The sequence below is a fragment of the Ramlibacter sp. G4-7 genome, assembly GCF_057784995.1.
The window spans coordinates 62,849-76,777 of record NZ_JBYNTT010000010.1 but is presented as its reverse complement, the minus strand read 5'-3'; the positions used below and the strand labels follow the sequence as shown (position 1 = coordinate 76,777).

At 69.9% G+C, this 13,929-nt stretch carries 14 protein-coding genes; 6 read left to right on the top strand and 8 right to left on the bottom strand.

Going from position 1 to position 13,929, the window contains the following annotated elements:
- Positions 1-62 precede the first annotated feature (62 nt).
- Both AC3EGR_RS15175 and AC3EGR_RS15170 read left to right on the top strand, forming a co-directional pair.
- A complete protein-coding gene (locus AC3EGR_RS15175; protein WP_488547333.1) occupies positions 63-713 on the top strand; it encodes a hypothetical protein in 651 nt (216 codons plus the stop codon).
- Positions 714-740: 27 nt separating this feature from the next.
- The gene (locus AC3EGR_RS15170; RefSeq protein ID WP_488547332.1) at positions 741-3,872 is read left to right on the top strand and encodes a response regulator; all 3,132 of its coding nucleotides are present in this window, start codon (positions 741-743) and stop codon (positions 3,870-3,872) included.
- A gap of 53 nt (positions 3,873-3,925) precedes the next feature.
- Here the strand turns inward: AC3EGR_RS15170 and infA are convergent, their stop codons facing one another.
- Complete coding sequence (gene infA, locus AC3EGR_RS15165) at positions 3,926-4,189, bottom strand: translation initiation factor IF-1 (RefSeq protein ID WP_488547331.1); 264 nt, start codon at positions 4,187-4,189, stop codon at positions 3,926-3,928.
- A gap of 306 nt (positions 4,190-4,495) precedes the next feature.
- The gene (locus tag AC3EGR_RS15160) at positions 4,496-4,933 is read right to left on the bottom strand and encodes a MarR family winged helix-turn-helix transcriptional regulator (RefSeq protein ID WP_488547330.1); all 438 of its coding nucleotides are present in this window, start codon (positions 4,931-4,933) and stop codon (positions 4,496-4,498) included.
- A 121-nt stretch (positions 4,934-5,054) separates the two neighbouring features.
- Between AC3EGR_RS15160 and AC3EGR_RS15155 the strand changes: the two genes are divergently transcribed.
- A complete protein-coding gene (locus AC3EGR_RS15155; protein ID WP_488547329.1) occupies positions 5,055-5,519 on the top strand; it encodes a tripartite tricarboxylate transporter TctB family protein in 465 nt (154 codons plus the stop codon).
- A gap of 12 nt (positions 5,520-5,531) precedes the next feature.
- Positions 5,532-7,034, top strand: a complete 1,503-nt coding sequence (locus tag AC3EGR_RS15150; protein ID WP_488547328.1) for a tripartite tricarboxylate transporter permease — start codon at positions 5,532-5,534, stop codon at positions 7,032-7,034.
- Between the two features lie 73 nt (positions 7,035-7,107).
- Here the strand turns inward: AC3EGR_RS15150 and AC3EGR_RS15145 are convergent, their stop codons facing one another.
- The 5 genes from AC3EGR_RS15145 to AC3EGR_RS15125 form a co-directional block, all read right to left on the bottom strand.
- Positions 7,108-7,611, bottom strand: a complete 504-nt coding sequence (locus tag AC3EGR_RS15145; RefSeq protein WP_488547327.1) for a hypothetical protein — start codon at positions 7,609-7,611, stop codon at positions 7,108-7,110.
- Between the two features lie 142 nt (positions 7,612-7,753).
- On the bottom strand, positions 7,754-8,518 hold the full coding sequence (locus AC3EGR_RS15140; RefSeq protein ID WP_488547326.1) for a hypothetical protein: 765 nt from the start codon (positions 8,516-8,518) through the stop codon (positions 7,754-7,756).
- Between the two features lie 345 nt (positions 8,519-8,863).
- Positions 8,864-10,417, bottom strand: coding sequence for a glutamate--cysteine ligase (gene gshA / locus AC3EGR_RS15135; protein ID WP_488547325.1), 1,554 nt, complete (start codon positions 10,415-10,417; stop codon positions 8,864-8,866).
- A gap of 210 nt (positions 10,418-10,627) precedes the next feature.
- Positions 10,628-11,266 carry a YidB family protein gene (locus AC3EGR_RS15130; protein ID WP_488547324.1) on the bottom strand — a complete coding sequence of 213 codons (639 nt, stop codon included), beginning with the start codon at positions 11,264-11,266 and terminating at the stop codon, positions 10,628-10,630.
- Between the two features lie 72 nt (positions 11,267-11,338).
- A complete protein-coding gene (locus AC3EGR_RS15125; protein ID WP_488547323.1) occupies positions 11,339-12,007 on the bottom strand; it encodes an alpha/beta hydrolase in 669 nt (222 codons plus the stop codon).
- A 130-nt stretch (positions 12,008-12,137) separates the two neighbouring features.
- Between AC3EGR_RS15125 and AC3EGR_RS15120 the strand changes: the two genes are divergently transcribed.
- Positions 12,138-12,524 (top strand): HPF/RaiA family ribosome-associated protein, encoded by a 387-nt coding sequence (locus AC3EGR_RS15120; protein WP_488547322.1) that lies wholly within the window; start codon positions 12,138-12,140, stop codon positions 12,522-12,524.
- Between the two features lie 6 nt (positions 12,525-12,530).
- On the opposite strand, the gene AC3EGR_RS15115 is transcribed toward AC3EGR_RS15120, so the two are convergent.
- Complete coding sequence (locus AC3EGR_RS15115; protein WP_488547321.1) at positions 12,531-13,430, bottom strand: aminotransferase class IV; 900 nt, start codon at positions 13,428-13,430, stop codon at positions 12,531-12,533.
- Between the two features lie 143 nt (positions 13,431-13,573).
- Here AC3EGR_RS15115 and AC3EGR_RS15110 point away from each other — a divergent pair, with 143 nt between their 5' ends.
- Entirely contained in the window at positions 13,574-13,927 is a 354-nt protein-coding gene (locus tag AC3EGR_RS15110; RefSeq protein WP_488547320.1) for a PA2779 family protein, read from the top strand.
- The last annotated feature ends 2 nt before the right edge of the window (positions 13,928-13,929 follow it).

The following is a 13,929-nucleotide window of genomic DNA, read 5'->3' as shown; positions in this document are numbered from 1 at the left end:
CCGTTTTGGACCGGGCCCGCCGTCCCGCCTGCCGCGTGGGACATCGAACTCAGGGAGTCACCATGGGCATGCTGGACCTGCTGCTGGGGAGAAAATCCTCTTCGGCCAGCGCACGCAACTCGCGATCGGGACCGCACAGCACGCAGTTCGTGGCCTCCCAACAGGGGCCCGTGTCGCAGTCGCCGCACAACGTGCGCAAGGACTTGCTCAAGCTGGTGCTGCGGGAGACGCTGACGCGCAACGGCATCCCGCAGGTCTGGATTGCCGCGGACATGCTGCGCACCACCAGCCCCAAGCGGGAACAAGGCGTGCACATGCGCTTCCTGGTGCGGGTGTGGGAGCCGCGCCTGCTGGAGCACGGCCCGGCGCTCGAGCGCGAATTCCTGCAACGCCTGCTGCTGCTGGACCCGCAGGCCGCCGGCTGGCTGATGGGCTTTTCCTGGCAGTTCACGCTGCCCGACGGCCACGTGCCCGGCGCGCTGCCGCACCCCGGATCCTGGACGGCGCCGCGCGAGCCGCTGGTGCGGCCGATGTCGGCGCCGGAGACCCGCCCGGGGGACATCATCGAAGGACCGGTGGTCTTGCCGAAGGGGGCCGAGGAGGTGCGGGCCGACCTGGAGCGCCTGCTGGCCGCGCGCGACGAGGACATGAAGCGCCACGCGCAGGGGCACACCGGCGACAACTTCGCCGCGACCCGTCCGGCCACCCTGTAGCGCGTCCCCGCCACCCCGCCCCGCGCGATGCGTGCCTTGCTGCGCGCCCTGCTTGCCTTGGTGCTCGCGTGCACGGGCCTGCAGGCGGGTGCGGCCGACGACCTGCCGCAGGCCCGAGGCGGCGTCATCGACCTGATGGCGCCCGGCGCCACGGCGCGCAGCCAGCCCTTGCGCGGCCAATGGGGGTTCACCTGGGGCCGCTTCGTCCACCCGGCGGGTGACGAGACCCCCGCGGCGACGGCCCCGGTCCCTGGCATCTGGAACGAACTGGACGTGGACGGCAAGCCGCCGGGGCCGGACGGCTTCGCCAGCTACACGCTGCTGGTGCGCTGCCCGGCGGGCGAGCAGCTCGCGCTTTCCATTCCGCCGCAGCGCACGGCCATGCGCACCTACGTCAACGGCCGACTCGTCGCGGCCCAGGGCGAACCGGGCACCAGCGAGGCCGAGGCGCGTCCCGCGATCGGCCGGCGCGCGCAACTGACCGATTCCTACCCCTGTCCGCTGCGCGTGACGATGCACCTGTCCAACTGGTCGCATCGCGCGGGCGGCGTGATCCGGGCGCCGGTGGCCGGCCCGATCGAGCAACTCGCGGTGGAGTCGCAGCAGCGCTTCGCGCTCGATACCTTGCTGGTGGGTGCCTACCTGGTCCTGAGCATCTCGCCGCTGTTCTTCTTCCTCGTGCGGCCCAAGGAGAAGGCGCCCTTGCTGTTCGGGCTGTTCGCGCTGGCGCAGACCGTCTACGCGGACATGACCGGCGAGCGCCTGCTGCTGCAGCTCTGGAAGGGCCCGCAGACGGCCTGGGAGCTGTTCCTGCGCACCGAATACACCTCCTGGTTCCTGTCGATGGCGCTGTTCCTGCTGCTGGTGGACCGGCTGTTCCCGCGCACGCTGCGGCCGGCGGCGGTGCGGGGGCTGCTGGTCGCATCCCTGCTCGGGCTGCTGGTGATCGACTTCACGCCGGCGCGCGTGTACAGCCAATACGTGGTCTTCGGCCAGGTGCTGGGCCTGGCGATCGGCCTGTCCATCGCCTGGAGCCTCGCGCGCGCGCTTCGCCAGGGCCGCCCCGACGCCGGCGTGATCCTCACCGGCATGGCGTGCCTGGCCGGCGTGCTCGCCGTGAACCTCACGCAGGTGCCCAGCGACCTGGCGCAGCGGGGCATCACGGCCTTCGGCCTGCTGGCCTTCGTGCTCTCGCCCGGCGTGGTGCTGCTGCGCCGGCTCGGACGCGCGCTGAACGTGGAAGAACTGCGCAGCGCCGAGGAGCGGGAGAAGGTGGACCTGCTGGTGCGCGCCACCCACGCCGGCATCCTGGACTGGGACTACACGCGCAACTTCACGCGCTACTCGCCGCGGCTGCTGGAGATCATGGACTACCCGGCGGACACGGACACGCGCCTGTGGCCCTTGTTCTTCGACCGCATCCACCCGGACGACCGCGCCGGGGTGCAGGACATCTTCATGAACCAGCTGCGCGACCGCTCGGTGCGCGGCGGCGAGATGAAGCACGAGCCGCACGAGTACCGCCTGCTGCGCGCCGATGGCCAACCGGTGTGGGTGCACGCCGAGGCGATCAGCCTGCGCGGTGCGGACGGGCGCACCCTGCGCTACATCTGCTCCTTCCACGACATCACCGACCAGCGCGCGGTCGCCGAAGGGCTCAAGCGCCAGAACGCGGCGCTGGCGGAGAACGCGCGCCTGCGCGAGGACGTGGAACGCATGTCGCGCCACGACCTGAAGACGCCGCTGAACAGCATCATCGGCGTCGCCCGGCTGCTGCGCGAGGACGCCAGCGTGCCGGCGGAGCAACGCGAGCTGCTGGCGATCGCGGAACGCGCCGGCTTCCGCCTGCTGGAGATGGTCAACCTGTCGCTGGACCTCTCCCGCATGGAGCTGGGCACCTACGCGTTCCGGCCGCAAGCGGTGAACCTGGACGACGTGATCGGGCGGGTGAAGCTGGACCTGCAGCCGCTGGCGCAATCGGCACGCGTGCACGTCCAGGTGGAGGACACGCCGCCGCGGCCGGTGTACGCGCGCGCCGAGGAACTGCTGTGCTATTCCATCCTGGCCAACGTGCTGAAGAACGCGATCGAGGCGACACCGCGCGGCGGCACCGTGAGCGTGCGCGTCGAAGCGGGCGAGCCCCTGCGCGTACGCGTGCACAACCCTGCACGCGTGCCCGAAGCGATCGTCGGCCGGTTCTTCGACAAGTACGTCACCGCGGGCAAGGGCGGGGGCACCGGCCTGGGCACCTATTCCGCGCGGCTGATGGCCCGGGTGCAGAACGGGGAGCTGGAGATGCAGACGGGCCACAGCGGCACGCTGCTGACCCTGACGCTGCAGGCGCTGGACCCGGCGACGCTGCCGCCCGCCACGAGCGCGCACCCGGCGGCCGCGGCGAGGATCACGCCCGCCGACTTCCCGGCCCGGCGCGTGCTGGTGGTGGACGACGATGAATACAACCGGCTGCTGCTGCTGCGCTACCTGCCCTCGCCGCCTTTCACGGTGGAGACCGCCGCCGACGGCGCCGCGGCGGTCGAGGCCGTGGCGCGCCAGTGGCCGGACCTCGTGCTGATCGACATGGAAATGCCCGTCATGGACGGCCTGGAGGCGGTGGCCTGGATCCGCCGGCGCGAGCAGGCGCAAGGGCGGCGGCCGGTGGCGATCGTCATGATGTCCTCCAACGACGACGCGGCCTCCATCCGCCGCGGGCTGGAGGCGGGCAGCAACCGCTACCTGAGCAAGCCCTTCACCCGCGAAACCCTGCTGGCGCTGTTCCACGAACTCGGGAGCACCGAGGTCCCGGTATCGGAGCCGGCGCCACTGGAGACGGCGCCGCCGCGGGCGGCCCACGCCGACGCGCCCATGCCGCCCGACGCGCCGGTGTGCGTCGACCGCGAGCTGTTGCCGGAGGTTCCCGCTTTCCTCGATTCACGCCGGCGCCTGGTGGAGAACATGGCGGACGCGCTGACGGCCGGCGACCGTGGCCAGTTGCACAGCGTCGCCCATCGCGCCGCCGGCGGACTGGCGCTGTTCGGCTTCCAGTGGGCCGCCTGGCAGAGCCGCACGATCTCCACCCACGCCGCCGAGGCGGACGCGGACCACCTGCGCGAGGACATCGAGCGGCTGCGGCGCCACCTGGACGAAGTCCAGGTGCTCTAGTCCCGGAAATGACAAAGCGGCCCGGAGGGCCGCTTGCGAAGGGGAGCCGCGGATCAGCGACGGCGGTGCTGCGGCGGCCCGCCGGTGGTGTTGCGGTTCGGCAGGTGGCGGAACATGATGCGTCCCTTGGTCAGGTCGTAGGGCGACAGTTCCAGGCTCACCAGGTCGCCGGCGATGATGCGGATGTGGTTCTTGCGCATCTTGCCGCCGGTGTAGGCCACCAGTTCATGGCCGTTGTCCAGGATCACGCGATAGCGCGAATCCGGCAGGATCTCGGCCACGCGGCCGTTCATTTCGATCAGTTCTTCCTTCGCCATGCATGGTCCTTCTGCCACGGCCTCGCTGCCCCCCACGGGACGGGCAGCGCCGGCGGTTGAAATGGATGGGCCGGCCCCAGCGGCCGGAGCGGGCAGATTGCAGCCTGGTGCCTGCGCTGGCACGGGCCGGTCTGCCGCGGGTCGCAGTGCGCTGAGACGCACTCCGACCCCCAATACCTCCGTATTGTAAGCTGCTGTCGGCCGGACGCCCAGCAGGAGACATCGCGTCCCCGGGCGAGGCCTGGCACAGCCTTCGCCGGTGGATTGCGCCCGCGAAGTCACGGGCGGCAACATGACGACGCCCGGCTAACGCCCGGCGCTGGCCCGCGCCGCCGCGATCACCGCGGCGAGTTCGCCCAGCTGCGCCTGGTGTTGGGCGGCAAGCACCGCGACGAGCCGCCGGCCCTTGGCCGTGAGGTGCACCTCCACCAGGCGGCCGTCCAGGTCGTTGGGCTGGCGCCGCACGAGCCCCGCCTCCTCGCAGCGCGTGACCAACGTGACCACCCCGTGCGGGGCGGTCTGCAGGCGCTCGGCCAGCTCGCCGATGCTGGCCCAGTCGCGGTCCGGGAAGCCCTGCGTGTGCAGCATCAGGTGGTGTTGCACGGCCGTGACCCCTGCGGCCCTGGCCGCGTCCTCGCCGAAGCGCAGGAACTTTCGCAGCTCGTAGCGGAACTGCGACTGCCGCTCCAGCCCGGCCTTGTCCAGCGGCTGCACCTTCCTCGCCTCCATCCTGGTCGTCCCCATGGGCAACACGCCCGCGCCGTCAATGTACACCCCCGAACCTGACCGGAACCCCTCGCGGCGCGAGGCATTTACATCATGCCGTGATATAACTGGCCTCTCGCATACAAGGAGACAAGATGCCATGAAGTACCGCATCCGCAACCAGCACGACGTGGCAGCCGGGCTGATCTACGTCGTCGCCGGCGCCGGCTTCAGCCTGGGCGCCCTCAACTACAAGATCGGCGAGGCCGCGCGCATGGGGCCGGGATGGTTCCCGTTCTGGGTCGGCGTCCTGCTGGTGGCCGTGGGCTTCGCCACCGCCGCGGGCGGCATGCGCCCCTCGGCCGCCGAGGACAAGGTGAAGCGGCCGGAACTGCGCAGCCTGGCCTGGGTCCTGGGTGCGGTGGTGCTGTTCGGCGTGCTGCTGCAGCCGGCCGGACTGGTGCTGTCGCTTGCCGTGCTCGTCATCGTTTCCAGCCTGGCGAGCCACGAGTTCAGCTGGAAGGGCACGCTCCTCAATGCCGCGGTGCTGATCGCCTTCAGCGTCGGCGCCTTCATCAAGGGAATCAACCTGCAGATCCCGCTCTGGCCGTCCTTCCTGGCCTGAGGTGACAAGAACATGGAACTGATCTCCCACCTGGCGCTGGGCTTCGAGACCGCGCTCAGCCTGCACAACCTCTTCTACGCCTTCATCGGCTGCCTGCTCGGGACGCTGATCGGCGTGCTGCCCGGCCTCGGCCCGTCCACGACGATCGCGATGCTGCTGCCGATCACCTACACGCTGCCGCCGGTCTCGGCGCTGATCATGCTGGCCGGCATCTACTACGGCGCGCAGTACGGCGGCTCCACGACCGCCATCCTGGTGAACCTGCCGGGCGAATCGTCCTCGGTGGTGACCGCCATCGACGGCTACCAGATGGCGCGCAAGGGCCGCGCGGGCGCCGCGCTCGCCACCGCCGGCATCAGCTCCTTCATCGCCGGCTGCGTGGCCACGCTGCTGCTGGCCGCCTTCGCCACGCCGATGGCGGAACTGGCCTTCAACTTCGGCCCGGCGGAGTACTTCTCGCTGATGGTGCTGGGCCTCGTCGGCGCGGTCGTGCTCGCTTCCGGTTCGCTGATCAAGGCGATCGGCATGATCCTGCTCGGGCTGGTGCTGGGCCTGGTCGGCACCGACGTCAACTCCGGCGTGGCGCGCTACTCGTTCAACATCCCGGAGCTCACCGACGGCATCAACTTCGTCGGCGTGGCCATGGGCCTGTTCGGCTTCGCCGAGATCATCGCCAACGTCGAGCAGCGCGAGCACCGCGAGACCTTCACCAACAAGGTGACCAACCTGTTTCCCACGATGGCGGACTTCAAGCGCATGCTGCCGGCCGCCCTGCGCGGCACGGCACTGGGCTCCGCGCTGGGCATGTTGCCCGGTGGCGGCGCCACACTGTCCTCCTTCGCCGCCTACACGCTGGAGAAGAAGCTGTCGAAGAACAGCGCCGAATTCGGCCACGGCGCGATCGAAGGCGTGGCGGGCCCCGAAGCCGCCAACAACGCGGGCGCGCAGACCTCCTTCGTGCCGCTGCTCACGCTGGGCATCCCGTCCAACGTGGTGATGGCGCTGATGGTGGGCGCGATGACGATCCACAACATCCAGCCGGGCCCGCAGGTGATGACCAGCAACCCGGAACTGTTCTGGGGCCTGATCGCCTCCATGTGGATCGGCAACGCGATGCTGATCGTGCTGAACCTGCCCCTGATCGGGCTGTGGGTGAAGCTGCTGAAGGTGCCTTACCGCTACCTGTACCCGGCCATCCTGGTGTTCTGCTGCATCGGCGTCTACTCGATCAACAACAACATCTTCGACGTGTTCGTGACCGCGGGCTTCGGCGTCGCCGGCTACGTGTTCGCCCGCTGCGGCATGGAACCCGCGCCGCTGCTCCTGGGCTTCGTGCTGGGCCCGATGATGGAAGAGAACCTGCGCCGCGCGCTGCTGCTGTCGCGGGGCGACTTCTCCACCCTGGTCACGCGGCCGCTGTCGGCCACGCTGCTGGCGGCCACCCTGGTGCTGCTGGTGATCGTGGCGCTGCCCGCCATCCGCAAGACGCGCGAGGACGCGTTCCAGGAAGCCTGATCCGGGGCGTCGTTGGAAAAGGGAAGAAAGAAAAAAGCGGCGCACTGCGCCGCTTTTTTTCGTCCGCCGTGGTTCAGCGCATCAGGCCGTTGATGCCGTCCACCACCATCATGGAACCGGCGGCCACCAGCAGGATGTCGCCGGCGACCTGCACGTACTTGTGGCCCACGGGCACGGGCGGCAGGGTGACGACGATCTGCTGCGGCACCGGGTAGACCACCACGGTGGTGGGCAGCGGCTGGCCGACGAACCACTGCTTCTTCGCCTGGCCGGGGGGCATGCAGCCGTTGTTCTTCTTCGCCAGGCCGGGCGGGCAGTGCTTGCCCGAGGAATAGTAGGTGTGGACCGAATCGCGGTCGCGGCCGCTGAAGAAGGCGCCCTGCTGCGGGCCCTTGCCGGCGTGCTTGCCATGGCCGCCGTCGTCACCCTTTCCGCCCTTGTGGCCGTGCTCCTCGGCACCGCCGCCGCCATGCTTGCCGCCGCCGGCCCAGGAGGGCGGGCCGGCGAGCGCCGGCGCCGTGATGAAGGCGGCGAGCAGCAGCGCCAGCGCGCTGCGGGAGGGGGACAGGGTGCTCATGGTTTTCCTTCGTGCGGGTATGCCACGCCAACGCGGCGTTGGCCGCAGGCGTTGACCGGCACCCTGTGGTCGCTGTCGCATCTCCTGCCGCATCCGACCGAGCGGTGCGGGCGCGCGGTCGAACGGCGGGCGGCAGGGAACCCTATTCCACCTGGAACGAAGTGACCACCAGCCGCGCGGGCCCGGTGGCATAGACACCGTGCCCGGCACCGTCGCCACCGCCAAGGACGAAGCCGACGCGGGCCGTCTCGCGCAATGCCTGGTCGAAGGCGGCCGGATTGTTCGCGCGCGTCGAGCTCAGCACGGCACCCCAGTTGCCGTCGAAGCGCGCCTCCACCGTTTCCTCGTCCCCCGGCTGCAGGGGCGACTTGTGGGCGAAGCCTGCATACCAGCGGTAGGACTCGCGCGCCGCCGTCCAGGTGTCGCCGCTGCGCTGGAAGTACAGCGTCAAGGTCGCCGGATTGGCCGGGAAGTTCCTCGGCACGATCCGGACGCCGGGGGCCGCTTCGATGCGGTAGCGCATCGTCATCTTCGTCTTTCCGGCAAGGGGTCCGGTCGGCATCGTCACGTAGTGCACGGACCCGGCTTGCTGCGTCGGGCCCGGCAGGTCGATGGTCCAGCCGGCCCCCTTGCCGGCGGGCTGCGCGGTGGGATGCAGCGGCACGCCGGAGGAATAGTTCTCGCCATTGACGATGGGCCCGATCTCCCAGGCAGTGGGATCCGCCGCGTCCAGGTTGAGCGAAAGAGCGGCGCGGGTCTGCGCCGCCACGGGGAGGTCTTCGGCGGGACCGTCGTTGCCGCCGCCACCGCCACCACACGCGGAGAGGAGAAGAAGAACCGCCGAAGCGGCGGCGAAGGCGCACGGGCGCGCCTGCCCCTGGCGCAGGGCCATGAGTTTCGAAATCATCGTTGTGTTTGTTGCGAGGTCGCGCCCGCGCGGGCGCAGGTCGTCCCAGCGCAGGAGACGCCCTTCGGCGTCTCCCGCGCTGTGTCAGTACGGGGGAAAGATCAGCGGCGGCCTGGCGAACGCCAGGCCGGCATCAGCGGGGGATGGTCAGCTCAGGGCCGGCGCGGCGCACGCACTCCATGTGCGATGGCCGACGGGCGATGGCGATCGGAAGATTGCGCGGTATCCATGGGGGCTCCCTGCTTTTTATGAACTACGGGCAGGACTCTAGGGCCGCGCGGACCCGCCACAAGGACGAGAACAATTGCTTGCGCGCAGCGCCGTCGAACGGCGCGAACGAGCAGGTCAGACGGCGGCGAGCGCAGGCGCGACAGCGGATTGCGTAAGACCTAAGCGCTCAGGAGAGATGTACTGCTGCCGGTATTGCTCGAACGGCATGGTGTCGGCCGCTTCGACCGCCTCCTGGTCGTCCAGGGACTGGCGGGCCAGCATCTCCATCTTCGCCTGCAACCCGCCCGTCCACGGCAGCTTCAGCACCTTGGACTTGGCGAGCTCGGACTGCGTGCGCGTGAACGCCGCGAAGCTGTTGCCATGCTCGCGCGCCATCGCCGCCAGCACGCGGGCCGAAGGCAGCATCTCCGGGTTCTGCAGCAGCGCCTCGGCGGAGCGCAGCGCGTCGCCGTAGTCGCTCGTGCCATGGATCTCGTCGAGCAGCGCCGCGATGGGCCGGCAGTCGGCGACGATTTCCGCGCCCCAGTCGGTGAGCTTGACTTCGCGGTCCCCGCGTTCCAGCAGGAGCGTGGGATCCCGCCCGAAGGCCGCGGTGCGGTGCTGGTTGCGCCCGAGCGCGGCGATCTCCTGCGGCGTGTCCTGCGGGCTGTCGGCCAGCAGGCAGTGCAGCAGGAAGATGTCCAGGAAGCGGATGGTCTGCGCCTTGATGCCGATCGGCACGAAGGGGTCGAGGTCCATCAGCCGCACCTCGACGTACTCCACGCCGCGCTCGCGCAGCGCGTGCAGCGGCCGCTCGCCGGGGCGGATCACCCGCTTGGGACGGATCGTGCCGTAGAACTCGTTCTCGATCTGCAGCAGCGTGGTGGCGAGCTGGTTGTACTCGCCGCCGGGGTTGGTGATGCCGACCTTCTCGTAGGCGGCATAGGGCTTGGTGAGCGCCTCGTGCAGCGAAGCCGCGTAGCCTTCGAGGCTGTTGTAGCTCACGGCCAGGCTCGCCTGCGCGTCGCTCTGGTAACCCAGCCGGCCCATGCGCAGGGAGGTGCCGTGCGGCATGTACACCGTGCCGGGCGACAGCGTCTGCAGTTCGTGCTTGCGGCCGGCCACGAAGGTGGAGCACGCTGCCGGCGAAGCGCCGAACAGGTACAGCAGCAGGAAGGCGTGCCGGCGGAAATTGCGGATCAGCCGGAAGTACTCGGCATCGCTGACGCCCGGCAGGGACCAGTTGTAGTGGATGCCGGAGATCGTCTGCATGCGCCGGCCGTAGCGGTGCGCCAGGCCCATGCGGTAGACGCTCTTGGCACGGCCCACGTTGGAGGAGCCGTAACGGCCGATGGGGATGTTCTCGTCGGCCGGCAGCGTGCAGGGCATGCTGCTGACCCACATCATCTCGTCGCCCAGCGCGCGGTAGGTGAACTGGTGCACCTGCGTCAGTTCCTCGAGGCACTGCTCCACGCTGGCGTGCACGCCGGTGATCAGCTCCAGCTGCGATTCGCTGTAGTCGGTGGTGATGTTCGGATGCGTCAGGGCCGAGCCCAGCGCCGCCGGATGGGGGGTCAGGGCCAGCGCGCCGGTCTCGGTCGCGCGCAGGCTCTCCTTCTCGATGCCGCGGCGGATGCCTTGCAGCCGCGCGGGCGCGAGCGTGCTCAAGGCTTCTTGCAGTTTGCTCATGGGAATCTTGTCTCTTTCGCCCGGTCTGTCTTTGCGCGTGCAAAGTTAACACCTTTGCGACAAACCTGCTTGCCTGGGAGCATGCACGGGCGTCCCTCCTGTGCTAGGAGGGGTGTCCCGGGCGCCGCGGGCGCCCATGCGACACCGATGCCACCGGCCTGGTGGCGGGGTCCATGGGGCGCCGGGGTCGGCGCCCCAGGGATGCAAGGCTCAGGACGTCGTCTTCTCGCGGTACTCCACGTCCTGGATCTCCTTTTCCAGGGTCTCGCGGCTCTCGTTGAGGACCTCGTCGGCTTCCTGCGGGACCTGGCCGTCGGGCGTCAGCTTGTCGACCATCTGCGGCATGATGGCCGCGAAGGCCCTGGCAACCTCTTCCTGCGGCACGCCCAGGCGCTGCGCCATCTGCTGCAGTTCGTTCTGCCCCACCACCTGTTCCACGGCGCGCTCGTCCAGGTTGTCGTTGTCGCCGGTGTCCACCCAGGACTGCGCCTGCCGGCCGAAACCCTGCTGCTTGAAGCGATCCAGCACCGCGCCCATGCCGCCGTTCTTCTGCACCCAGCGCATGGCCAGGGGCAACAGCATCACCAGCAGCGCGGTGGGGTTCGCGTAAGGCCGCGTGCCTCCGGGCACGCCCATGGGCGTGCCGCGGTTGCGCATCGCGCCGGCAAGCACGCTGCCCAGGGCGACGCCGCCCAGCGCACCGCCAAGGCCGCCGCCCATGCGGCCGCCGCCGAGCCCACCCAGGCCGCCCATGCTGCCGCCGATGCCGCCGCCCATGCGGCGCCGGCCCAGCGCCTGGCCGAAGAGTCCGCCGAGCACCTGGCCCAGCAAGGGATTGTTGTAGTTCATCGAAAGCTCCTTCGTTTCATGGATGCCTTCGAGCCTACGGAAGCTGCGCGGCCGCGGTGTAGGCCCGGGGCGCTAGCCGTTCGCGGACAGGACCCGCACGATGAACGCGTTCAGTTCCTCGACCTCCTGCGGGTGCACGGAGTGGGCCATGACGTACTCGTGCCATTCCACGGGATAGCCCAGCGCCAGCAGCGCGTCGCGCGATGCCTCCGCGCGTTCGAGGTGCACCACCTCGTCGTGGGTGCCGTGCGCCAGGAAGATGGGTGTTTCCTGGTTGGCGGGGTGCCGTTCGGCCGCGGTCTTGTCGGCCAGCGGCAGGTAGCCCGACAGACCCACGATGCCGGCGAGCCGCTGCGGGTGGCGCAGGCCGGTGAGCAGCGCCATGGCGCAGCCTTGGGAGAAGCCGGCCAGCACGATGCGCTCGGCGGGGATGCCGCGCTGCTTCTCGCGCGCGATCAGCGCCTCCACCAGCTGCTGCGAGCGGCGCAGCCCTGCCTCGTCCTGCGGCGCCCCTTCCTCGAAACCCAGGATGTCGTACCAGGCGCGCATGCGGTAGCCGTTGTTGATGGTCACCGGCATCACGGGCGCATGCGGGAACAGGAATCGCACGGGCCCGACGCTGTCCAGCTGGAGCTCCTCGGCGATGGGAACGAAGTCGTTGCCATCTGCGCCGAGTCCGTGGAGGATCAGGATGGCGGCGGTGGGCTTGTCGCCCGTTTCGGCTTCGATGACGTCCAGCATGCGTTGCTCCTTTGGCCCGCGAGCATAGCTGCTGCCGGCAGGCATCGTCCGACACGGGGATGCAAGGCATCCGACTTGCCTTGCAGCCCGGCCGTCGCGCAGCATGGTGTCAGACCCGAAAGGAAACCGCATGAAAGTGCAAGTCAACACCTCCAACGACATCGACAACAAGGACGCCCTCGAGCGCTGGGCCAACGAATACCTCAACGAACAGCTCGCCCGCTTCGACCAGGACCTCACCAGCATCGAAGTGCAGATGAGCGACGAGAACCATGGGGCCAAGGGCGGGGGCGATGACAAGCGCTGCACCATGGAAGCCCGCATCACCGGCCGCTCGCCGGTGGCCGTCACCAACTACGCCGCCAACCAGGACCTCGCCTTCCGCGGCGCCGCCGACAAGCTGGCGCACGCGCTGGACCACACCTTCGGCAAGCTCGACCGCCGGGAGCACCGCGAGCGCGAGACCATCCGGCGCGACCCGGAAGTGCTGGAGCAGCTGGTCCCGCCCCAGTCCTGAACCCAGTCAATAGACGATGGGCGTGCTGTACCGCGGATCGCGGTGCCACGCCCAGTAGGTTTCGGCCAGCCGGTGCGTAAGCGCGCCGGCGCGGCCGCTGCCCACGGGGCGGCCGTCGATGCGCGTGACCGGCAGCACGCCCCCGCCCGAGCTGCTCAGGAAAGCTTCGTCCGCCGTGCGCAGTTCGGCGGCGGCCAGGGCGCGTGTTTCCACCGGGATGCCTTGCGATTGCGCGATCTCGATCACCGTGCGCCGCGTGATCCCTTCGAGCACGCCGTCCCTGGGCGTGACCAGCCGTCCTGCGCGCACGGCGAACACGTTGAAGCCCGGCCCTTCGACCACGTGGCCCTGGCCGTCCGTCAGCAGCACCGTGTCGGCGCCCGCATCGAGCGCTTCCAGCAGGCCCATGGTCATGTCGTTCCAGTGGTAGTTCTTGGCGGTGGGATCCACGCTCGTGGCCGGGATGCGCTCCACGGCGCTGATGTGCACGTCCAGGCCGCGCCGGCGCTGCTCCTCGTTGGCGATCCACACATAGGGCACGGCGAAGGCATGGAACTGGTTCACCGCCTGCCTCGGGTCGCGCGAGCCCCAGGGCGGCTGCCCGCGCGTGCAGAGCATTTCGACGTACGCGCTGCGCAGCCCGGCGAGCCGCACGCATTGCGTCAGGATCGCCGCAACTTCTGCCGCGTCGCGCCCCGGGTCCAGCCGGAAGCGGCGGCAGCTCCGCGCGAAGCGCTCCAGGTGCGCATCCAGCCGGAAGAAAGCCCCGTCCCAGACCGTCACCACGTCGTAAGCGGCGTCCGAGCGCAGGAAGCCCCAGTCCGTCAGCGGCACGCTCGCCTGCGCGATCGGTACGTAGCCGCCCCGCTGCCAGGCGGCACCCTGCGAATAGTCGGGCATGGTCATCCGCCGCATTCTGCGAGCGCGCTCCGCAACACCTGTAGCAAGATGTTCCGACTGCGGCGCGGCGTGCCCCCGCCACCGGCGCCCATGCGTAAATCCCGCTCTGCGCCGCGCCGCGCCGGCCGCTCGCCACAAGGAGCGAATCGATGAACCCCGCATTCCGCAAAACGTGCTGCCGCGTCCTGGTGGTGTCCGTGCTGGCACTGTCCTTCCAGACCGCGCGCGCGGGCCTGATCGGCGCCGAGCAGGCCGCCACGCCCTCGGCCGAGCGCACCCTGCTGCTGGACATGCTGGAGCGCGCCGAAGTCGCCGCGCAGTTGCGCTCCGCCGGCGTCGACCCGCGCGCCGCGCGTGAACGCCTGCAGGCCCTGAGCGAGCAGGAAGTGCAGGCGATGGCGCAGGACATCCAGGCCGCGCCCGCCGGCGCCGCGAGTGACTGGGCCTGGCTCGCCGTGATCCTGATCGGCGCCCTGGTCTGGTACTACGCCATCCGCAAGTAAGG